This window comes from Allokutzneria oryzae (assembly GCF_042429765.1).
Taxonomy (GTDB): Bacteria; Actinomycetota; Actinomycetes; order Mycobacteriales; family Pseudonocardiaceae; genus Allokutzneria; species Allokutzneria oryzae.
In genome coordinates this window covers 113,707-134,633 of sequence record NZ_JBHLZU010000019.1, presented here as the reverse complement: position 1 = coordinate 134,633, position 20,927 = coordinate 113,707, and the positions used below count along the sequence as shown (strand labels likewise).

Here is a 20,927-nt window from a genome sequence, read left to right as displayed (position 1 = left end):
CGCCGGATCCGGCGAGTAGCGTGGATGAATGAGGATTGCCAGCTACAACGTCATGAGCGGTGGTTTCGACGGGTACGACCACGAATCGTCCGTGCCGCAACGGCTGCCTGAGTTGACGCTGGCGATTCAGGAGCTGCGGGCCGACGTGGTCGGCCTCGTCGATACCTTCAGGTGGGACGAGGTATTCACGACCGACGACCTCTGTCGACAGTTCGGTTACAAGTACGCGTTTTGCGTCAGTTTGGACGACGAGCGCTTGAAGGAGCTGGGGCACGACAACGGACTCACGCTGCTGAGCAATGTTGAGATGGCAGATGTCCGTGCTGTCAGGGTCGCAACTCGAAACGCGATCTCGGCCCGCTTGCTCGGCGAGCGGGCCGAGGTGTCGATCATCCTCGCGTACCTTGACGACCTCAGTGAAGATGTGCGGGTCACGCAAATGAGGACCCTGTCGTCGGAGATCAACTCCGACGAACCGACGGTTGTCGTGGGTGACCTGAACTCGATCAAGGCGAGCGAGGTGACCAACCTGGCTCGATCGCTGTCCCGTGTTTACGAGACCAATCCAGGTCTCGCCGGGGCGCTGGAGCCGGTCGTAGCCGACATGCAGCGAGGGGAAGTTGTCGCGCTACTTGAGTCCTTGGGTTTGCGAGATGCGGACCCAATGGGTCGGCCAACACTCCCCACGCAGTTGTTCCCCATCAAGCTGGATGGGGCTCTTCTGCGTGTGGACTATTGCTTTCACTCGCCGTCGGTGACGGTGCGGAACTTCACGGTGCCAGATTCCGCGACATTCCAGAGGGCCTCAGATCACCTCCCCATCGCCTTTGACGCGGAGGTGGACCCTGGTGCGGCCCGGCCGAGGTAGGCGGGCGACGACGCTGGTCAGCCGGTCATCAGAGTGAGGTTGTACGCGGAGAGGATCTCCTTCAGTGGCTGGAAGAACGTGGTCGCCTTCCCGCCCTGGCACGTCCCGCCGCCCCCGGAGAGCACGCCCTGCGCCTGGGTGAAGCCCTCACCCGCGACCCAGGAGCCACCGGAGTCCCCGGACTCGGCGCACGCGTCGCTCTTGGTGAGCCCCTTCACCGAGCCGAGCGAGCCGCCGTAGTTCACGGTCTGGTCCTTGGCGAGCACGGTGCCGCAGTGCCAGCCGGTGGTCCGGCCGGACCGGCAGACCGCCGCGCCGACAGCAGCCTCCTCGCTGCCCTTCACGACGATGTTGGTGCCGTCCTGCCGGTTGACCCACGGCTTCGTGGTCCAGTCGGAGGTGGTCCGCACCCACGCGTAGTCGTTCTCGGGGAACGAGGACTCCACATAGGACCCCATCGCGACCTTGTTGAACCCGACGACCTTCTCACCCTTGGGGCCGCAGTGGCCCGCGGTCACGAAGCCGCCGTTGACGGCGAACCCGACCGAGCACGGACTGCTGCCGGTGTAGAACGCGTCGCCACCGCGGACGTCGTGCATCGGAGCCGGAGCCTCGTCGGCCTCTTCGACCACGATCGCGGGCGATACTCTCCGCGCCGTCTCCAGGAACCGCGCGGTCGCCTCGTCCTGTCTGCCCCGGAGCACCTCCACGACAACGGAGTTGTCACGGTCGTCGACCCGCCACCCGGTGACCGAGTCCGGCGCCTTGATTCCGTCCAATGTGGACTTCGCCGACCTCAGCGCGGCGTGGGAGTGCTTGACGACAGCGACCTCGGCTCCCTCCGCGCGCACCTCGTCGGCTTTGGCGGAGTCGGTCACGGCGACGACGAGCTTGCCCGCGTGAATCCACGCGCCACCAAAGGAGTCACCGGCCGATAGCCGTGCGCGCTGCTCGATCTGAGTGGCCCTCGCGTCACTGCTGAGCCGCGCACGCGCCTGCTGTGCGTCGAGCCCGAGGTCGCGCTGAACGGCGTGCAGCAGCTCCGGCGAGTAGTTCTCCGCCGCGGCGGGCGCGGTGATGGCACTGGCCGCTCCGGCAGCTAAGAGGACAGCGCCGGTCAGGGTGCGGTACATGGATCTCCCTCGTCTTCGGTGTGGCAGTGCAGGGGCCACCCGGCGAAGCTAACGACGAGAACTGCCTCGCGTCGCCGTTCGACAAGGTTGTTGAATTCACGGAAACTCCCTCACACTCTCCGGAGTGCGAGTGGGCGTTCAGCGGCGGCGTGCTCGTTGTTTGGCGCGGTTGCCGCAGCGATCCATAGAGCACCAGCGGCGCTGGCCAGGTCGGGAGAGGTCCACGAACACGAGTTGGCAGTTCTCCGCTGTGCACTCGCGGACTCGTGCGGCCGCGTCGCCGCCGAACAGCTCCACGGCATCCCTGGCGATCGACGACAACGCCTGTGTCGCGGTCGCCGGTGCCCATTCTCGTGCTCCGGAGGTGAGCACTGGGACCAGCGGTGGTGATGCGGCGATCTCGTTGAGCGCCGCAACCGCGTCGGCGGGGCGCGGCCGTCCTGCGAGTTGGGCCTGCGCCATGTCCCACACCGCCGTGCGGAGCCTCGCCACGACGGGCATGTCGTCCACTGTGGACGCGGCGTTCGGGACCCGTAGGCGGGACAACGCCAACCACCGCGTCAACAGCGTGGGGGTGGGGACCGAGTCGTGGGCCGCGTAGCGACCGACGCCACCCGTTGTGAGCAGCTCCAGGCAGACCGCTCCGGCGTCGAAGCCGAACTCCACGTCGTTCGGCCAGCGCAGTCGCAGTTCGTGTGGACTTGACCTCGTCGCCATGACACCACTATAACCGGTGTCAACCCACGGGAGACACGATGACCACTCTGAGCCGTGACCAGGTGCTGGCCTGGCGGATGAAGCGGCACCACATCACCGAGCCCGCGCACGCGAGCGCCGTCGAGCTGGCTCGCCGTCTCGCCGGAGTGCAGGCGCAGGTGTCCTCCTCCGCGGTGCAGGCGATCGCGTTCCGGCAGGCCAAGCCCGACTCCGACGAGGTCGACCGGGCGCTGCGGGACGAGCGGACGCTGGTCCGCTCGTGGTCCGTGCGCGGCACGCTGCACCTGCACGCCGCCGACGACGCCCCGCTCTTCGCCGCGGCCATGGCCGCCGTGCGCTCGTGGGAGAAGCCCAGCGTGTTGCGTGGCCACGGGGTCACGCTGGCGGAGATCACGTCGATCATCGAGGCCGTCGCCGAGGTGTTGCACGGACAGGTGCTCACCCGCGAGGAACTGACCGAGGCCGTGCTTGAGCACACCGGCTCGCCGCACCTCGCGGAGATCCTGCGCTCGGGGTGGGGCTTCGCGCTCAAGCCGACCAGCTGGCTCGGGTTGCTCTGCCACGGCCCCGCCGAGGGCAACCGGGTCACCTTCACCAGTCCTTCGACGTGGCTGCCCGGCTGGCGGACCGTCACCGCCGAGGAGGCTGGGCCCGAGCTGGTGCGGAGGTACCTGGGAGCGTACGGACCGTCCACTGTGGCCGACTTCGGCGCGTGGTTCTCCCGTGGTACCAAGGTTTCCTTGCTGAAGTCCTGGTTCGCCGCCGCTCGCGACGAGCTGACCGAGGTGGTCGTCGACGGCACGCCGATGCTCGCGCGGACCGAGGACGTCGCGGAGCTGGTGGACACTGCGCCGAACAAGCTCGTGCGGCTGCTGCCCGCCTTCGACCAGTACGTGATCGCGGTCAACCGCGACCTCGTCCCGGCCGAGCACCTGGCGAAGGTCAGCAGGGCTGCCGGGTGGATCTCACCGGTCGTGCTCCAGGGTGGGCGCGTCGCCGGGGTGTGGAAGGAGGAGGGCGGTGTCGTGCACATCGAGCAGTTCGAGCGCGTGCCGAGGAAGGCCCTCGCCGCCGAAGTCGCTCGCGTTCTGCCTGGAACCTCTCTAGGGTGACCGCCGTGCACCGAATCTTCATCGTCACGCCGCCGCCGGCCTCCTAGCGGGGCAGGCATTCAACAGCGCATCGTGCCGATCCGGCCATGCGCGTTCCCGGCGTGCCCCGCTTCAGCGACCTTTCCCCTTCTCGTCGCAGGAGCGCCGCACACATGCACGCACCGACTGTCACGTCAACCACCCGTGCCCAAGGGCTGTTGAGCCTGGCCACCGCCGGTTTCCTGTGGGGGACCGGCGGCCTGCTCGGCAGCCTTCTCGGCCGCGCGGCAGACCTCTCCCCGATGGCCGTCGCCACCTACCGGCTCCTCGTCGGCGGCTCGCTGCTCGTCGCCTTCCTGCTGCTCACCGGACGAGCGCTGCCCCGGGGACGGGCGGCGTGGACCCGCGTCGCGTGCATCGGCGGGCTGGCCGCGTTCTTCCAGAGCAGCTACTTCATGGCCGTCTCGCTGACCTCGGTCAGCATCGCCACCCTGGTCACCATCGGCTGCTCGCCCGTGCTGGTGCTCGTCGCCGAGCGGGTGCTGGGCTGGCGCCGGATCGACCGCGTCGCGGTGCTGACGCTCGCGCTCGCGCTGACCGGGCTCGCGCTGCTGGTCGGCGTGCCGTCCGGGGAGTTCTCCGGAACCGACGTGCTCGCCAGCGCCGGGTTCGCGGTGCTCGCGGCCGGAGGCTTCGCCACGATGACGCTGCTCGGGGCGCGACCGGTCGCCGGGCTGGACGACCTGACCAGCACGGGGTTCGCCTTCACCTTCGGCGGGCTGCTCATGGTCCCCTTCGCCGACCTGGGCTTCTCCGTGAGCCTGACCGGTGTCGGTCTGCTCGCCGCGCTCGGGCTGCTGCCGACGGCGGTGGCCTACACGCTGTACTTCCGGGGACTGCGCGGGATCGGCGCGAGCACCGCGGCGGTGATGGCGCTGCTGGAGCCGCTGACCGGGGCCATGCTCGCCGCGCTCGTGCTCGGTGAGCGGCTCGGGGCGACCGGGATCGCCGGGGCGGCGCTGCTGTTCGGGGCGGTGATCATCTCAGCCCGGCGGGGCTAGCCACGTGTCAGCGGCCTGGCGCCCACGCCACCTCACGCCTCCCCGCATTTCGCGTTTTGTAGCCTTAATGCGAAATGGGAGCGCTCTTTTGCGCAATTAGGTGACAAAACGCGAAAACTCCGTGCACGTCGGCCAGTGCGCACGGGGGGCGGTGTCGCCTCGGGGGATCGGGGCGACTTGCAGGACACGGGCTAGCCACGTGTCAGCGGCCTGCTTCCGGGTAGCCGGGTGAGGAGACGACCCGGGAGGAAGCATGGCCGAGACTGTTGCCGACTACCTGCTCCAGCGCCTGCGTGACTGGGGAGTGGAGCAGGTCTTCGGCTATCCGGGCGATGGCATCAACGGCATCGTCGCCGCCTTTGGTGACGCGGACAACGTGCCGCGCTTCGTACAGGCACGACACGAGGAGATGGCCGCGTTCCAGGCCGTCGGCTACGCGAAGTTCAGCGGACGCGCCGGGGTCTGCCTCGCGACCTCGGGCCCCGGCGCGATCCACCTGCTCAACGGCCTTTACGACGCCAAGCTCGACCACGTCCCGGTCGTGGCGATCGTCGGGCAGACCGCACGGAGCGCGCGCGGTGGCAGCTACCAGCAGGAAGTCGACCTCCAGGTGCTGTTCGCCGATGTCGCCAGCGAGTACCACGTCGAGGTCACCGTGCCGGAGCAGTTGCCGAACGCGCTGGACCGGGCGATGCGGACCGCGTTGACGCAACGCGCTCCCACGGCGCTGATCATTCCGAACGACGTGCAGGAGCAGGAGTACACGCCGCCGAAGCACGAGTTCAAGCAGGTGCCGTCCAGCCCGCCGAGCCTTGCCACGGGCGCTGCCGTGCCGCCACCTGAGGCGATCGCCGGGGCCGTCGAGGTGCTCAACGCGGGGGAGCGGGTCGCGATCCTGGTCGGCCAGGGCGCGCGCGGCGCCGCGCAGGAGGTGCTCGACGTCGCCAAGGCGACCGGCGCGGGCATCGCGAAAGCCTTGCTGGGCAAGGACGTCATCTCCGACGAACTGCCGTTCGTCACCGGCTCGATCGGCTTGCTCGGCACGCGGCCGAGCTACGAGATGATGCGGGACTGCGACACGCTGCTGATCGTCGGCTCGAACTTCCCGTACAGCCAGTTCCTCCCGGAGTACGGCAAGGCGCGCGCGGTGCAGATCGACGTGGACGGCCGCATGATCGGCATGCGGTATCCCACCGAGGTCAACCTCGTCGGGGACGCGAAGGCGACACTGGCGGCGATCGCGCCGATGCTGCGGCACAAGGAGGACCGGTCGTGGCGCGACACCATCGAGTCCAACGTGGAACGGTGGTGGAGCACGGTGGAGCGGCAGGCCATGCTCGACGCTGACCCGGTCAACCCGATGCGCGTCGTGCACGAGCTCTCCGCACGCGTACCGGACAACGCGATCATCACCGCGGACTCCGGGTCGGCGACCAACTGGTACGCGCGGAACCTGCGGATGCGCGGAGACGTCCGCGGTTCGCTGTCGGGCACGCTCGCCACGATGGGCTGCGGCGTGCCGTACGCGATCGGCGCGAAGTTCGCGTGCCCGGACCGGCCGGTGATCGCGCTCGTCGGTGACGGGGCGATGCAGATGAACGGGCTCGCCGAGCTGATCACCCTGGCCAGGTACCGCGAGCTCTGGCCAGACCGGCGGTGCGTGGTGTGCGTGTTCCACAACAACGACCTGAACCAGGTCACGTGGGAGCTGCGGGCGATGGGTGGGGCGCCGAAGTTCGAGGAGTCCCAGGTGCTGCCGGACGTGGACTACGCCGCGTTCGCCCGGTCGCTCGGGCTGGGCGGGATCGCGGTCGACAGGCCGGAGGACCTCGGTCCGGCCTGGGACCGCGCGCTGGCGGCGGACCGGCCGGTGGTCCTGGACGTGCGCTGCGACCCCGAAGTCCCGCCCATCCCGCCGCACGCGACCTTCGACCAGGTCGTCGCCATGACCGAGTCCGTGTTGCGCGGGGACCCGAACGCCTGGCACATGATCAGCCAGGGTGTGCGCACGAAGCTCCAAGAGCTGCTGCCGGGCCGGTGAGCGCGGCCGAAGGCATGGTCTGCCCTGCTTCACCGTGACGGGCTGAGTCCGAACCGCCTGCGATATGCGGACGGCGTGAGACCGGTCCGCCTCCGCATCTGAGCCCGAAGGTTGGACGCGGTCCCGAGGCCGCTGGCGTTGGCGACGGCGTCCAACCGCGGTTCGCCCCGTTCGATCAGGCGGCACGCCAGGGCGACCCGCTCCTCGGTCAGCCAGTCCAGCGGCGTCGTGCCCAGCTCCGCGCGGAACCGCCGGTGCAGCGTGGCCACGCTGACAGCGGCGCGTCGAGCCAGATCCACCGTGCTCAGCGGCTGGTCGAGCCGTTGCTGTGCCCATGCCAGCACCGGTGCCAGTGCTGTCTCCGGCACCACGGGCACCGGACGCTCGACGAACTGCCGCTGACCGCCGTCGCGGTGCACGGCGAACACCAGCCGACGGCTCACCGCGGCGGCGACCTCCGCGCCGTTGTCCCGGCGAATCAGGTAAAGCCCCAGGTCAAGAGCTGCGGCGCTGCCCGCTGCGGAGAGCACGTCGCCGTCATCGACGAACAGCACGTCCGGCTGGAGATCCACATCCGGGTACCGGGACGCGAACACCTCGGCCCATCGCCAGTGCGTGGTGGCCCGTCTGCCGTCGAGGACTCCGGCCTCGGCGAGGGTGAACGCGCCGGTGCAGAAGCTCACCAGCCGGGTCCCGCGCTCCGCCGCGCGCCGCACGGCGTCGAGGACCCGGGGTGAGGCACCAGCCTCCGGGTCGGGGCGGTTCGGTGCGATCACGGTGTCGGCCTCGTCGAGTGCGTCCAACCCGGCGACGTCGGAGAGCGTGAAAAACCCGTTGTGCATCCGCACGCTCGGCGTCGCCGAACAGAGCGTGAACTCGTACCAGGGCAGGTCCAGCTCGGGGCGGCGCAGCCCGAACAGTTCCGTGGCCACGCCCAGCTCGAACGGGTTGGAGCCCTCGTCGACGAGCACGGCGACGCGATGCGGCTGCGAGAATCCACGCGACATGTGCGATTCCTAGCACTCGCGTGGCGGGCGCGCCACGGGCACGCTCGTCGCATGACCACCAGTCCCATCGCTCTGACCAGTGCGCTCGCCCGCTTCGACGCGATCTGGAGCCCCCGGATCGTCGCCCAGGTCAACGACTACGACGTCCGCATCGCCAAGGTCGCGGGTGAGCACGTCTGGCACTCCCACGACAACACCGACGAGTTCTTCCTGGTGCTCGAAGGAGAGCTGACCATCGCGCTGCGGGACGGCGACGCCGAGCGGACCGTCGTCCTCGCTCAGGGCTCGGTCTTCGTCGTGCCACGCGGGGTCGAGCACAAACCGTCCTCCGCCGATGGCGCGTCCATCCTGATGTTCGAGCCGAGCGGCACGCTGTCGGTCGGTGACCGGCGGGACTCGGTTCCCGATCATGTCGATGTCACCACCGGACACCGGCTGGACTGACTCGAACCGACTGGCACCATGGGACGATGAACGTCGAAGTCCATGTGACGGATCTCGGCTTGCTGCTGGGGTCATGGACGGTGAACGTCATCGGCACCGAGATCAGGAAGATCACCGCGCTCCAGTGCGCGACCGGAGACCCGAGCCGGCCGCACGGCCGGACGGTCCGGGCCACCGAGGCTGACCGCGACCGGTGGTGCTCCGCGACGGACGAGTTCCTCAAGCAGATCCGTGCTCTCCAGGAACGGGAGCGTGTCGCGAGCCAGCACCTGTGGCCGCCCTTCCAGGGGCGACTGTGGTGGCGGCTCCGGTACGCGCTGCGGAACTGGAGCCTCCGCAGGAGCTACAACGACACCGCTGCCCAGTTGCGCTCGGACTTCGACACCGCGCTCGCGACCTATCAGGAACACGCTGGTGATCTTCCCGATTACGTCGTGGAGTTCACCGAGCGCGAGTCGGTACGCCGGGCGGAGGAAGACCGACGCGACAAGGCTCGGCGCGCGGCGGTGCTGACCACCGCCACCGGACCGGTGTGGGCGTACGAGCTCGTCGTGAGCCCAGCGCGTCGCAGCTTCGCGATCTGGCTTCCGAGCCTCGACGGCGGTCAGGCGACGCACACGGGAATGACCGCGAACCAGGTGCAGGCCGCGTTGGAGGCGGAACGGTCGGAGCACCCGTACACCACCGTCTACTGGGACATGCAGACCAGGCGGGCGCTGGAGGAAGGACACGGGAGCGACGTGCTGGGCTGGCGGTCCTTCACCGGCGTGCTCATCGACAGCCACCCGTACGACCCCAGCAAGCGGACGATGCCGTCGAAGTACCACTCCGGGCCGTCGAGCGACTACGGCAGTGGCGGCTTCGGCGGTGGCATCTGAGAAGACGTGAAGGCCGGGCACCACGCGGTGCCCGGCCTTCATGGTGCCCGTTCAGCCCTTGATGCCGGTCTCCGCGACGCCCCTGACCAGGAAGCGTTGCAGCGTCACGAAAACGAGGACCAGCGGCAGGATCGAGACCGCAGCGGCCAGGAACAGCTGGTGCACGTTCAGGTTCTGCGCGGTGAGGAAGCTCGACAACGCCACCTGGACGGTCCACGAGGACTGGTCCTGGGCGATCACCAACGGCCACAGGAACGCGTTCCAGCTGCCGATGAAGGAGATCACCGCGAGCGCGGCGATGAAGTTCCAGGAGTTCGGCACCACGATCCGCCAGAACGTCCCCCAGTAGCCGAGGCCGTCGATGCGGGCGGCCTCCTCCAGCTCCTTGGGGAAGGCCAGGAAGTACTGCCGGAACAGGAACGCGGTGAACCCGCTGAACAGACCGGGGATCACCAGGCCGCGCAGGTCGCTGAGCCAGCCGAGGCTGGAGACCACGACGAAGCTCGGCACGAACGTCACCGCCGCCGGGATCATCAGCGTGGCGACCACCGCGTAGAAGACCTTGCCGGAGTGCCGGTAGGGGATGCGGGCCATGCCGTAGCCCGCCAGGCCGCACAGCAGCAGCTGCCCGATCGTCTGCAGCACCGAGACGAGCACGGAGTTGCCCATGCTGGCCAGCAGCGGCACCGACGGGTCCGAGAACAGCTCGGCGAAGTTCTCCCAGTGCAGCGTGTCCGGGAAGAACGTCCAGTCCGGCGCGGCGACCTCGGCCTCGGTGGCCAGGCCGTTGCGCAGCAACAGGTAGAACGGCACCAGGAACAGCGCCCCGGCCACCACGAGCGCCAGGTAGCGCAGACCCGAGGTGATCACGCCCGCCGGGGTGCGCCGATACCCGGCCGGGCGGTGCACGTGCTCGCTCACTCGCCCCTCCTGAACCCGAACAGCCTGCCCTGCAACAACGTCACCAGCGCGATCAGCAGCGCGAGGATGACCGCGCCCGCGCTGCCGTGGCCGAAGTCCTGCCCACCGCTGCCCAGCGCGCTGTAGTAGAGGTAGACCAGCGGTGGCCGGGCGAAGGGCGGATAGCCGTCGGCCGAGCCCAGCACGTTGTAGAACTCGTCGAACGCCTGGTAGGCGGCGATGAGGGTGAGCAGGATGACCGAGACCGAGGTCGCCCGCAGCTGCGGCAGCGTCACGTGGCGCAACGTCTGCCAGCCCGGCTTGGCCCCGTCGATCCACGCCGCCTCGTAGAGGTGCTGCGGAATGCGCTGGAGCCCGGCGATGAACAGGATCATGTAGAAGCCGAGCTGCAGCCACAGCCGCAGCGTCACCAGCACCAGCCAGTACCACGGCGGGTCGGTGGAGACCGTCCACGCGATCGGCTCGATGCCGAACCAGGACAGCACGGTGTTGGCCAGCCCGTAGCGCAGGCCGTTGAAGATCGACAGCTTCCAGATCAGCGACGCGACCACGTAGGAGCACGCGGTCGGCAGGAAGAACACCGACCGGAAGAAGGTCCGCGCGAAGCCGATCTGGTTGACCAACAGCGCCAGGGCCAGCGACAGCACGAACGTCAGCGGCACGATGAACAGCGCGAACAGCGTGAACGTGCCCATGCTCTGCAGGAACGCGCCGTCGCTGAGCATGTCGATGTAGTTGTCCACCCCGACGAACTCCGTCGGGGTGACCGTGTTGTGCGCGTTGAAGAAGCTGAGCAGCAGGCTCCAGCCGATCGGCAGGTAGGCGAAGATCGCCAGACCGGCGAGGAACGGGCCGACGAAGAGCCAGAAAGCCTTGGCGTTGCCGGGTTTCTTCTTGCGGACGGTGGCGGCGGCCGAGCTCATCCGTACAGGCGCTTCAGCTCGTCCTGCGCCTTGGCCACCGCGCCGCGCAGCTCGACCGCCGGGTCGGCGCCCTCGCGCACCACCCGCGACAGCGCGTCCTGGTAGGCGGTGCGCATCGACTGCGTCCAGTCCGGCGGGTTGGAGGACTTGGCGAGGTCCTTGACGAAGGCCACCGCGTCAGCGGCCGGGCCGGCCTTGAGCTTGTCGGCCTTGCCGGCCAGCGAGGCGCGCGGCGGGATGTGGAAGCCGTAGGAGAGGTTGAAGTCCTCCTGGTACTCGGTGCGGTCGATCCACAGCCACTTCACGAAGGCCTTGGCCTCGTCGATCTTCTTGCTCTTCGCGTTGACCATCGCGCCGTACGCGCCGACCGGGACCGACGCGCTGCCCGATCCGGAGAGCTTCGGCCACGGCAGCAAGCCGAAGTCCTCGCCGAGCGCCTTCTGCACGGCGGGGACCGCCCACAGACCGCACCACTGCATGGCGACCTGGCCCTGGATGAACGCGTCCGGCTCCGACCAGTCCTTCACCGCGCCGAGCAGCAGGCTGTTGCTGGTGTTGAGCTCGCGCAGCTTGGCGACGGCGGTCGCGGCGGCCGGGTCGTCGAAGCCGACCTTGTGCTCCGGGGTGACGTAGTCCAGGCCGACCGACCACAGCGCGGGGCCGCCGAGCGTGGACACACCGCTGTCGTTGCCGACGAACAGCCCCTTCACGCCGCCGGAGGTGAGCTTCTTCGCGGCGTCGATGAGCTCGTCGACGGTCGTCGGCGGCTTGACGCCCGCCTTGTCCAGGAAGCTCTTGCGGTAGAACAACATCTGCATGTCGACGGCCTGGGGGATGCCGTAGACCTTGCCGTCCACGGTGTGCCCGGCGAGCACGGTGGCGGTGAAGTCGTCCTTCGCGGGCGCGATCACGTCGTCCAGCGGAACGATCTGGTTCGCGCGCACCATGCTGATCTGCAGCGTGGACTCGAAGACGTCAGGTCCGCCGCCGGAGAGCAGCGAGGTGGACAGCTTCGAGGAGTAGTCACCGGGGTTCCACTGCACGGAGACCGGCGTGGCGGTGTACGCCTTGGCGTAGCGCTCGACGGCCTGCTGGACGCCGTTCTCCCCGTACGCGTGGTACCACTGCTGGAGGCCCTGGCCACCGTTGCCGCCGCGGCCGGTGTTCGACCCGCACGCGCTGAGACCGCCGAAGGCGCCCGCGAGCGCGACCGCGCCCGCTGCGTTCAGGAAACCGCGCCTGGACAGCGGTGTTGAGGACATCAGTACCTCCATCGACACGTACTCGGTGTGGCCGGTGACTTTCCCACACCGAACCCCATCACGCCGACACGACCCGCGTCGATCATTCTCGCTGACTGAGATCGACACCGCTGCACCCCCGACTTCATCGCCGCGTGGCGATGGGTCGGAACTCGGGTCGGCCGGCTGCTGAGATGAGATGATCGCCCCATGTCGGAGTCTGTCGAGACCGGGATCGAGCGGATCGTCCAGGCGCGGAAGGAAGGACGCCTGGAGGACGCGCTGCGCGAGGCACTAGAGCTGTCCGATAAGTACCCGGACGACGCCCGCGTGGCGTATCAGACCGGGTGGGCGCACGACTCGCTCGGCAAGGAGTCGGCCGCTGTCCCGTTCTACTCTCGCGCGTTGAGCCTTCCCGGCCTGAGCAAGGTCGAGCGACATGGCGTTTTCCTCGGCCTCGGCAGCACCTACCGGACGCTCGGCCGGTACGAGGAGTCGCTGGAGACGCTGCGGCGCGGCGTCGCGGAGTTCCCGGACTACGCGCCGCTGAAAGCGTTCCTGGCGATGACGCTCTACAACTGCGGTGAGCACAAGGAAGCCGTCTCGTCGCTGCTGAACCTCGTGCTGGACACCACCGACGACGAGGAAGTGAAGTCCTACTCGCGAGCCATCGCGCTGTACGCCCGAGACCTCGACCAGGTCTGGGCCGACTGAGCCCCCCTGGCCCCCCAGCCCCCTTACCTCCGTGCCCCTCATTTCGCGTTTTGTAGGCTTAATGTGAAATGAGAGCGCTCTTTCGCGCATTAAGCCTACAAAACGCGAAAACCTCGACCACGTCGGCTGGGTTACGCGCGCACGGGGGTGCCGGGGGGACGGAGTTCCCACGGGGGGCGGAGTTCCCGCTAGGTCGGACGGCGTGCGGGGCCGGGTTAGCCGATCTGGTTGAGGTCGAAGACCGGACGCACCTCGACCTCGCCCCCGAGCCGCACGTCGGGCACACGTGCGGCGATGCCCACCGCCTCGTCGAAGTCGGCGCAGTCCACCACGTAGAAGCCGGCCAGGTGTTCCTTCGCCTCGGCGTAGGGGCCGTCGGTGGTCATCACCTTGCCGTCGCGCAGCGACACGTGCCTGGCGAGCTTCGGGTCGGCCAGCCCCTCGGAGGAGACCAGGTGGCCGGACGCCGCCAGCTCCTCCGTCAGCTTCTTGTGCCCCCTGCCGAAGTCCGTGCGCTGTTCGTCGGAGAGCCGCTCCCACCTGGCCAGTGAGGCGGCGTTGCTCTGGATGAGGATCATGTACTTCACCTGGGCCCCCATGGTTTCCAAGCGCGGTTTCCACGATTGTCCGACCAAGGCCGTCGACCTCAAGCCGTGAGGCGGGCGGAGGACCTGCTCACTCCGTGCGCAGGTCCTCCGCGGTTCCCGGCACCGCCGGTCCGCAGTCGGCGGGCAGCGCGGCGACCGCCACCGCGACCGCGCCTGCCGCGTCATCCTCGCCGAGCACCGTGTCGTCCGGGCCGACGACGCGGTAACGGCCTGCGCCCAGCGGCAGCACCACGGGCGGAACGCTCAGGTACGGGTAGCCGGTGCAGCGGCTGAACAGCAGTGCGCGGCGGCTGGTGAACGGGAACAGCTCGCGCAGCCGCGGCTCGGTCAGCGCGGCCTCGATCAGCGGGCGCAGGTGCGGGTCACCGTTCTCCAGCAGCATCCGCCACTTCACCTCCACGGCGTCGCCGCGCTCGTGGGCCTCGGCGAGCTCGGTGTAGGACAGCAGCGGCCATGCCGCGCGCAGGTCCGCAAGGCAGGCGCCCGCCTCCCATGCGCGGCAGATGCCCACCACCTCGGTGATGTCCGCGGTGTCACCGCGCGCGAGGTTCACCCCGCGGCTCCACAGGCTGAGTTGGAACGAGCGTTCCCTGGTGGCCAGGTCGACCTCGACGGTGCCCCGCGCGCTGAGCACGCGGGCGGAGTGCGGGTGCTGGTCGGGCTCCAGCGTGAGCTCGCGGCCGTCCACAGCGGACTGGCGCAGCAGCGCGGCGCTGAGGTCGGCCGCTTCGACGAGCTCGGGGTAGTGGGAACGCATGTCGTCACGCATGAGGTGCAGAGGTCCTAGTCCGTGGTCAGGCCGGTCGATGACCCGCACAGCATCCCCTGAGCCCCTCGCGTGGGCGCAGCCGACCCGCCACGCCGGTTCCGGGAACCGGGGCGGGTGGGGGAGAAGGGGGGACGGTGCGGCGGTCGCCTCACGGCGGATGGCACGAACGCGGCTCCAGCCGAACGGTATTCCGCGACGGCCTGAGGTAGGCCCGGGGGACACGTTCCGCACCGCCCCAGTCGATCAACTCATGACCACTGCCCGGTGTTCCCGGACCGGCGTGTGACCTGGGTCACGCGTCCCCGGAGCCGTACGGGCGGGTCAGGATCTCCAGCGCGTGGCCGTCGGGGTCGTCGAAGTAGACGCCCCGGCCGCCGTCATTGGTGTTGATCTCGCCGGGCCCTCGGTGGCCGGGGCCCGCCCAGTACGGCAGGCCGCGCTCGCGGATCCGGCCGAAGATCACGTCGAACTCGTCCTCCTCCACGAGGAAGGCGTAGTGCTGCCTGGTGAACTCGCCGGGGTTGTGCAGCACGTCCAGCGAGACCTCGTTGTCGGTCTGGACGACGAGGAACGGGCCGAACTCCTGCGGCTCGGCGAAACCGAGGACCGAGACCAGGAAGCTCGCGGTGGCCTCCCGGTCGGTGGCGTGGACGATGGTGTGGTTCAGCTTCACGGTCATGGTCCGACCGTAGAACCTCGATCTTGCTTGAGGTCAAGGCGCGAGGTGTTCGGCGAACCACTCGATGACCATCTCCTCCTCGCTCTCCCTGGTCTCGCGGTCGGCGACCACGTGCCCCTCGCCGTCCACCCGCACCAGCTCGACCGGCAGGTCCAGCTCGACCAGCCGCGCGTACATCTGGTCGGACTCGGCGATCGACACCCGCGTGTCGTTGATCCCGTGCACCAGCAGCAGCGGCGCCTGGAGCCGGTGCGCGTGCCGGTACGGGCTGGCCTCGCGCAGCCGGGCGTTGTCCGCGGGGTCGTCGGGATCGCCGACCCAGTCCCTCGCCCGCCGCCGCCACGTCGGCGGGAACGAGCGCACGTCGCTGACCAGGTCGGACACCCCGCAGATCGACACGCCCGCGCGCCACAGCTGCGGCAGCCTGGTGAGACAGCTCAGCGCCGCGAAGCCACCGTAGGACGCGCCGAACACCCCGAGCCGCTGACCGTCCACCCAGCTCAGCCCGTTGAGGTACGCGGCGGCGCCCGCCAGGTCGTCCAGGTCACCGCCGCCCCAGTCGCGGTAGATCAACCGCTGGTAGCTCAGCCCGTAGCCGGACGAGCCGCGGATGTTCGTCGCGAGCACGCCGATCCCGCGCGCCAGCAACCTCTGCGTCATCCCCGAGAACCAGGGCCGGGCCTGGTGTTCCGGGCCGCCGTGGATGTCGAGGACGACCCCGGCCCTGGAGACCCCGCGCGGGCGGTAGAGCAGGCCGTGCACGGTGCGGCCGTCCGCGCTCGGGAACCGCACCACCTCCGGCTCGACCAGGTCGTCCGGCAGGTCCGGGCCGGAGTCGGTGAGCTGCCGGACTCCGCCGGTCGTGAGGTTCACCGACCAGGCGTCCTTCGCCGCGGTCGCCCTGCTGGCCAGGACGAACAGCTCTTCGCCGCGCAGGTGGAGGGTCTGACCGTCGAAGCCGTACTCCTGCGTGGCCACGCAGCGGGGGAGCCCGTCGACCGTGCCGCGATCACCGGTCTGCCGGTTCAGCCACTCCAGCCTGGAGTAGCTGGCCACGTTGACGCCCCACACCAGCCATCGCCCGTCTGGCGAGAGCGCCGCGCCGTCGATGTCGTGGTCCGGCGTCGCCAGCCAGTCGAGCGAGCCGTCCGGCTTGAGCAGCGCGAGCCCGGTGTGGTCACGGCCGAGGGTCGTGCAGACGTAGATCCCGTCCTCCGACCACGCGGCGGGCAGGAACTTCGCCGGGCCCTCGTGCGGGGTGACGTGCTCGACCGCGCCGGTGTCGAGGTGGCACACGAACAGGTCGTGCTCGGTGCCCTGGTGCATCCGCAGCACGAGCAGCCGACGCGAATCGGGTGAGAAGAACATCGGCAGGTAGCGGTCCTCGCTGACCTCGTCACCCGCTTGAAGCACGGTGGTCACCGCGCCCGTGGTGAGGTCACGCACGAAGACGTCGAAGACCGACTCGTCCCTGGCGCTCGTCGCGTAGGCCAACAAGCGGCCGTCCGGGCTGTACGGATTGCCGGAGCTGGCATAGGGCACACCGATCTCGGCGCGGGTGCCCTCCGGGGTCAGCCACTCCACGGCGCCGCTGACCAGGTCGACCTCCGCGATCCGGTAGTTCTCGGCGCCGTCCGGGTCGATCTGGACGAGCAGCCTGCTGCCGTCCGGCCGCCAGCCGAGCCTGGTCACCGTGCCGTCCACTTCGGACAGTCGTGGTGCCGCTGCGCCGTCCAGCCTCAGGCACCACGGTTGTGGTGACCCGCTCGCGTCGGAGATGTAGGCGAGCAGCGTGCCGTCCGGGCTCGGCGCGAACCCGTCGATCTGGTCGGCGATCATCGGTGGTCTCCCAGGGTGAGCTGGATCGCTGCCGCGGCCACGATTCCGTTGAGGAACCGGTCGAGCTCCAGGTTCTCGTTGGGCGCGTGGTTGCGCTCGTCCACATTGGCCAGCGGGACGCCGTAACACGGGACGTCCAGCTCGTCGGTGAACGCGGAGATCGGCAGGCTGCCGCCGAGTGCGGGCACCAGCAGCGGGGGCTCGCACAGGCCCAGCTCGGTCCCGGTCAGCACGGCGCGGGTGAACGGCGTCTCCGGCAGCGTGCGGGACGGCGACATCGTGCCGCCCGGGATGAACTCGATGTCCGGAGCGTGCTCAGCGACGTGTCTGCGCATCGCCTCGACCACGTCCGGCACCCGCTGCCCGCCGACCAGCCGCACGTCGCAGCGCGCCACCGCGACGCTGGGGATCACTGTGCGGTGCTCCCCAGCGTCTTCGCAGGTCAACGAGTTGATCGTGAAGGTCGGCGCGGTGAGCCGCTCGTAGTAGCCGGGCTCGGCTGACGGCTCCAGCCGCGTGGTCCCGATCCCGGCGAGCACCTCGGAGAGGTTGAGCGGCAGCGCCTCCAGCGCGGCGCGCTCCTGGGGCGACAGCGGGATCACGCCGTCGTTGAAGCCCTCGACCAGCACGTTTCCGTCGGCATCACGCATCGACGCCAGCAGCTGCACGAGCTGCCACGCCGGGTTGAGCCCGACGCCACCCCAGTTGCCGGAGTGCAGCGCGGTGGTCGGCCCAGTGGCTCGCAGTTCGAAGGTGACGATGCCGCGCACACCGAGCACCACGCACGCGCGCCCGGACTCGTGCACCGGACCGTCGCTCCACAGCACCAGGTCGGGGCGGTCGTCGGCGAAGCGCTCGCGCACCACGCGGGGGAGGCTGGGGCTGCCGATCTCCTCCTCGCCGTCGAGCAGCACGGTCACGCGGCAGGGCAGACCTCCGGTGAGCTCGCGCAACGCGCGCAGACCCAGCAGTTGCGCGAGGTGCTGACCCTTGTTGTCGCCAGTGCCACGCCCGTACATCCGGCCGTCGCGGATCTCCGGCTCGAAGGGCGGCGAGATCCACTCGTCCAGCGGGCCCGCGGGCTGGACGTCGTAGTGCCCGTAGATCACCACGTGCGGGGCGCCCGGCGGGCCGTCGGCGGTGCCGATCAGCGTGGGAATGCCGTCCGTCGCAACGGCCTCGGGTTCGAGACCGCAGCCGCGCAGCAGGTCCATGCCATGCACCAGCGCCTCCGGCATGCCTTCACCGGTACGGCTGACGCTGGGCTGTGCGACCCATGCGCCGAACTCGTTGGTCAGGCTCTCGTGGCGCTCGGCCACCCACAGCCGGACCCGGTCGAGAAGTGCGTCCACCAGGACCCCCCAGACAAGTGATTGCACATAGTGAAATCGATAGCATGAAATCAAACCAGTGCGGGGTTGGACAAGACCGCCGTCGGTTAACCTGCGGAGATGTCACGACCTACCCGCACGGCGACGGTGGCCGAGCTGAAGGTGCTCGGGCATCCGCTGCGCTGGCGGATCCTGCGGCTGTGCCTGGACCAGGCGCTGACCAACCAGCAGGTGGCGCACCGGCTGGAGCTCTCGCCCGCCACCACGCTCCGGCACGTCCGCGCGCTGGTGAAGGCGGGTTTCCTGGAGGCGGAGCAGGTCCGCACGGGCGCCCGCGGCGCGCTGGAGCGGCCGTACCGCGCGACGGGCCGGACCCGGGGCCTGGTGGCGCTGGACCTGGACGCGGCAGAGCTGGTGCAGCAGATGGATCTCGCGCTGCTGTCAGCACACCGCGCCGAGCTCGCCCAGGCGGGACCGGATGCGGGGCGCGACATCGCGCGCGGCGTGCTGCGGCTGACAGAGGGGTCGCAGGCGGAGCTGAGGCAGCGCCTCGGCGCGCTGCTGGCGGAGTTCGAGTCCCGTGACGAGCCGGACGGCGAGCCGCTGAGCTATCTCTGGTCGCTCGCGGTCCGACCCTGAAACTCCCTTCCCACCACGGGGATGATGTCCGATATGGACAGTGGGGTTGTCGGAGTCGCTGACCCGGATCGCCTCGGGCGGACGCGCTTGCCGGACGGCAGGAGCCTCGGCTGGGCGGAGTGGGGACCGGAGGACGGCACCCCGGTCCTGCTGTGCCCGGGAGCGGCGACCAGCCGCTGGCTCGGCTTCGGCGCCCACGTGCCAGGCATCCGGCTGATCTCAGTCGACCGGCCGGGACTGGGCGCGTCCGACCCGCACCCCGGCCGCACCTTCGACGACTGGGCGGCCGACATCGCCGACCTCCTGGCCGCCCGCTCACTCACCCGGCCCGCGATCGTCGGCTTCTCCCAGGGAGCCCCTTTCGCGCTGGCCTGCGCCACCGCCGGGCTCACCGGCCCGGTCGCCCTGGTGTCCGCGGGCGACGAGCTGGCCGACCCGCGCTTCGCCGACCGCCTGCCGCCGGAGGTGCGCGGCATGCTCGACCTGGCCGCCCGCGACCCGTCTGCGGCGGAGTCACTGTTCGCCACCATGACCCCGGACGCCATGTGGGACATGGTGATCACCATGAGCGGCGGAACCGACCGCGAGGTCTACACGACTCCGGAGTTCGAGCGCGCCTACCGCCGAGCGATGGCGGAGTGCTTCGCGCACGGCTCGGCCGGATACGCCCGCGACACCCTGCTCGCGATGCGGCGCTGGCCCTTCGACATCGGGGCGATCACGGTCCCGGTCGATCTCTGGTTCGGCGCGAAGGACACCAGTCCGGTGCACTCACCGGACTTCGGAGAGCTCCTGGCCACCCGCATGCCCGCCGCGCGCCGACACGTGGACAGCGACGCGGGCGGAGCGATCCTGTGGACCCACGCGGAGGCAATCCTGAGCACACTCACGTCGCGGGACTGACCGGGTGAAACACAGCACTACGCCAGGAAGTCGATGAGGGCCGGAGCCAACACGGCGGTGTCCACGAAATGAGTCTGACCAGGCAAAACGAGATGCACGCCGTTCTTGACCCCCTCCGCGATCCGCTGCGCCGCCGCGCCGAAGAACGCCGGACTGTCACCGCCACTCATCGCCAGCGTCGGCACGGTGACGGAACCCAGTGACTCGGTGGGCACGGCCCCACCCCTGGCGACGTTGCGCATCACCGCCGAGTCATACGCCAACGACGGCGCGACAGCCTCCATGGCGGGCCAGTGCGGGCCGCTGCGCATCTGGTCGATCATCTCGGACGGCGTCCCGGTCGACGCGATGAACAACGCCATCGCATCCCCTGGCCTGCCCGCGCTCAACAACTCGATGAGCTTCGTGGCGTACTCACCGGCAGCCTTCCGCTGCTCCGGGCTGTCCTCGCCGAACGGCGCCTCGTAGAGCGCGAGCTTGGTGACCGGCAGCCCGGACGTCGTCGCCTCCAACGCCAGCACCGCGCCGGACGACATGCCGTACAGCGCCGCCGAACCTCCGGCCTCGGCGATCAGAGCCGCGATGTCCTCGACCTCGCGAGCGGCCGACTCCTCCTCGTTCCGCGCTGGCGCGCCCGGAGGCAACGGGTCCCCGCTGTCACCTCGTCCCCTGCGGTCGTAGGAGTAGACGGTGAACCGCTCGGCGAGCAGCGGTGGCAGGTCGCGGTCGGACTTCCGCGTCATCGTCGCGCCGCCGACATAGATCAATGGAGGACCGTTGCCCCTGCGCTCGAAGGCGATGACCGTGCCGTCGGCAGACCGCACAGTCTCTTGGCGCACAGTGCTTTGGGGGCTCATGATCTGTGCTCCGTTCGTCGAGAGGCCTCGATCCTAAGCAGGACGTCCGACACCGGAGACCTCATGAGCCCGAAGGGGTGGGAGACGCGCGCACTGTCCACATTCGACGTTCCGGTCCCGACGCGCGGCGCTGGCGTCTACCCCTTCACCTCGGAGCCCCCCCACTTACACCCGCCCGCCCGTCTTCTCGCGTTTTGTAGGCTTAATGCGAAATGGGAGCGCTCTTTCGCGCATTAAGCCTACAAAACGCGAAAACTGCGGCA

Annotated in this window: 21 protein-coding genes; 9 read left to right on the top strand and 12 right to left on the bottom strand. The window is 69.5% G+C overall.

All coding sequences use genetic code 11. From position 1 onward, the window contains the following. The first annotated feature begins 28 nt into the window (after positions 1-28). Positions 29-868, top strand: coding sequence for an endonuclease/exonuclease/phosphatase family protein (locus ACFFQA_RS23995; RefSeq protein WP_377856366.1), 840 nt, complete (start codon positions 29-31; stop codon positions 866-868). 17 nt (positions 869-885) lie between these two features. On the opposite strand, the gene ACFFQA_RS23990 is transcribed toward ACFFQA_RS23995, so the two are convergent. Together ACFFQA_RS23990 and ACFFQA_RS23985 are read right to left on the bottom strand one after the other, a co-directional pair. Beyond that, the gene (locus ACFFQA_RS23990; RefSeq protein WP_377856364.1) at positions 886-2,001 is read right to left on the bottom strand and encodes a S1 family peptidase; all 1,116 of its coding nucleotides are present in this window, start codon (positions 1,999-2,001) and stop codon (positions 886-888) included. A gap of 138 nt (positions 2,002-2,139) precedes the next feature. Next, the gene (locus ACFFQA_RS23985) at positions 2,140-2,718 is read right to left on the bottom strand and encodes a CGNR zinc finger domain-containing protein (RefSeq protein WP_377856361.1); all 579 of its coding nucleotides are present in this window, start codon (positions 2,716-2,718) and stop codon (positions 2,140-2,142) included. Between the two features lie 38 nt (positions 2,719-2,756). Here ACFFQA_RS23985 and ACFFQA_RS23980 point away from each other — a divergent pair, with 38 nt between their 5' ends. The 3 genes from ACFFQA_RS23980 (at position 2,757) to ACFFQA_RS23970 (ending at position 6,911) form a co-directional block, all read left to right on the top strand. Next, the gene (locus ACFFQA_RS23980) at positions 2,757-3,830 is read left to right on the top strand and encodes a winged helix DNA-binding domain-containing protein (protein WP_377856358.1); all 1,074 of its coding nucleotides are present in this window, start codon (positions 2,757-2,759) and stop codon (positions 3,828-3,830) included. Positions 3,831-3,982: 152 nt separating this feature from the next. Further along, complete coding sequence (locus ACFFQA_RS23975) at positions 3,983-4,870, top strand: DMT family transporter (protein ID WP_377856355.1); 888 nt, start codon at positions 3,983-3,985, stop codon at positions 4,868-4,870. Between the two features lie 253 nt (positions 4,871-5,123). Then, positions 5,124-6,911: a thiamine pyrophosphate-requiring protein gene (locus ACFFQA_RS23970; RefSeq protein ID WP_377856352.1), complete on the top strand. Its 1,788-nt coding sequence runs from the start codon at positions 5,124-5,126 to the stop codon at positions 6,909-6,911. 29 nt (positions 6,912-6,940) lie between these two features. On the opposite strand, the gene ACFFQA_RS23965 is transcribed toward ACFFQA_RS23970, so the two are convergent. Next, the gene (locus ACFFQA_RS23965; protein WP_377856349.1) at positions 6,941-7,918 is read right to left on the bottom strand and encodes a helix-turn-helix domain-containing protein; all 978 of its coding nucleotides are present in this window, start codon (positions 7,916-7,918) and stop codon (positions 6,941-6,943) included. A 51-nt stretch (positions 7,919-7,969) separates the two neighbouring features. On the opposite strand from ACFFQA_RS23965, the gene ACFFQA_RS23960 reads away from it, so the two are divergent. Together ACFFQA_RS23960 and ACFFQA_RS23955 are read left to right on the top strand one after the other, a co-directional pair. Continuing rightward, the gene (locus ACFFQA_RS23960; RefSeq protein WP_377856346.1) at positions 7,970-8,362 is read left to right on the top strand and encodes a cupin domain-containing protein; all 393 of its coding nucleotides are present in this window, start codon (positions 7,970-7,972) and stop codon (positions 8,360-8,362) included. 26 nt (positions 8,363-8,388) lie between these two features. Continuing rightward, entirely contained in the window at positions 8,389-9,240 is an 852-nt protein-coding gene (locus ACFFQA_RS23955) for a hypothetical protein (RefSeq protein ID WP_377856343.1), read from the top strand. Between the two features lie 51 nt (positions 9,241-9,291). Here the strand turns inward: ACFFQA_RS23955 and ACFFQA_RS23950 are convergent, their stop codons facing one another. The 3 genes from ACFFQA_RS23950 to ACFFQA_RS23940 form a co-directional block, all read right to left on the bottom strand. Continuing rightward, positions 9,292-10,074: a carbohydrate ABC transporter permease gene (locus ACFFQA_RS23950; protein ID WP_377856603.1), complete on the bottom strand. Its 783-nt coding sequence runs from the start codon at positions 10,072-10,074 to the stop codon at positions 9,292-9,294. Between the two features lie 83 nt (positions 10,075-10,157). Continuing rightward, positions 10,158-11,084: a carbohydrate ABC transporter permease gene (locus tag ACFFQA_RS23945; RefSeq protein WP_377856340.1), complete on the bottom strand. Its 927-nt coding sequence runs from the start codon at positions 11,082-11,084 to the stop codon at positions 10,158-10,160. Continuing rightward, complete coding sequence (locus ACFFQA_RS23940; RefSeq protein ID WP_377856337.1) at positions 11,081-12,346, bottom strand: ABC transporter substrate-binding protein; 1,266 nt, start codon at positions 12,344-12,346, stop codon at positions 11,081-11,083. The genes ACFFQA_RS23945 and ACFFQA_RS23940 overlap by 4 nt, the downstream gene beginning before the upstream one ends. Before the next feature lie 189 nt (positions 12,347-12,535). On the opposite strand from ACFFQA_RS23940, the gene ACFFQA_RS23935 reads away from it, so the two are divergent. Then, positions 12,536-13,039: a tetratricopeptide repeat protein gene (locus tag ACFFQA_RS23935; protein WP_377856334.1), complete on the top strand. Its 504-nt coding sequence runs from the start codon at positions 12,536-12,538 to the stop codon at positions 13,037-13,039. 215 nt (positions 13,040-13,254) lie between these two features. Here ACFFQA_RS23935 and ACFFQA_RS23930 read toward each other — a convergent pair whose 3' ends face one another. From ACFFQA_RS23930 to ACFFQA_RS23910, 5 genes are all read right to left on the bottom strand, one after another. Continuing rightward, complete coding sequence (locus ACFFQA_RS23930; protein ID WP_377856331.1) at positions 13,255-13,617, bottom strand: YciI family protein; 363 nt, start codon at positions 13,615-13,617, stop codon at positions 13,255-13,257. A 97-nt stretch (positions 13,618-13,714) separates the two neighbouring features. Then, complete coding sequence (locus ACFFQA_RS23925) at positions 13,715-14,416, bottom strand: DUF6193 family natural product biosynthesis protein (protein ID WP_377856328.1); 702 nt, start codon at positions 14,414-14,416, stop codon at positions 13,715-13,717. Between the two features lie 292 nt (positions 14,417-14,708). Then, complete coding sequence (locus ACFFQA_RS23920) at positions 14,709-15,095, bottom strand: VOC family protein (RefSeq protein ID WP_377856325.1); 387 nt, start codon at positions 15,093-15,095, stop codon at positions 14,709-14,711. Positions 15,096-15,128: 33 nt separating this feature from the next. Continuing rightward, positions 15,129-16,934 carry a S9 family peptidase gene (locus ACFFQA_RS23915; protein ID WP_377856322.1) on the bottom strand — a complete coding sequence of 602 codons (1,806 nt, stop codon included), beginning with the start codon at positions 16,932-16,934 and terminating at the stop codon, positions 15,129-15,131. After that, entirely contained in the window at positions 16,931-18,286 is a 1,356-nt protein-coding gene (locus ACFFQA_RS23910; protein ID WP_377856319.1) for a M20/M25/M40 family metallo-hydrolase, read from the bottom strand. Before ACFFQA_RS23910 ends, ACFFQA_RS23915 begins: the two co-directional genes overlap by 4 nt. Positions 18,287-18,385: 99 nt before the next feature. Here ACFFQA_RS23910 and ACFFQA_RS23905 point away from each other — a divergent pair, with 99 nt between their 5' ends. Together ACFFQA_RS23905 and ACFFQA_RS23900 are read left to right on the top strand one after the other, a co-directional pair. Then, the gene (locus ACFFQA_RS23905; RefSeq protein ID WP_377856316.1) at positions 18,386-18,904 is read left to right on the top strand and encodes an ArsR/SmtB family transcription factor; all 519 of its coding nucleotides are present in this window, start codon (positions 18,386-18,388) and stop codon (positions 18,902-18,904) included. 33 nt (positions 18,905-18,937) lie between these two features. Continuing rightward, entirely contained in the window at positions 18,938-19,807 is an 870-nt protein-coding gene (locus ACFFQA_RS23900; RefSeq protein ID WP_377856313.1) for an alpha/beta fold hydrolase, read from the top strand. A gap of 17 nt (positions 19,808-19,824) precedes the next feature. Here ACFFQA_RS23900 and ACFFQA_RS23895 read toward each other — a convergent pair whose 3' ends face one another. Further along, on the bottom strand, positions 19,825-20,664 hold the full coding sequence (locus ACFFQA_RS23895; RefSeq protein ID WP_377856310.1) for an alpha/beta fold hydrolase: 840 nt from the start codon (positions 20,662-20,664) through the stop codon (positions 19,825-19,827). Positions 20,665-20,927: the final 263 nt, after the last annotated feature.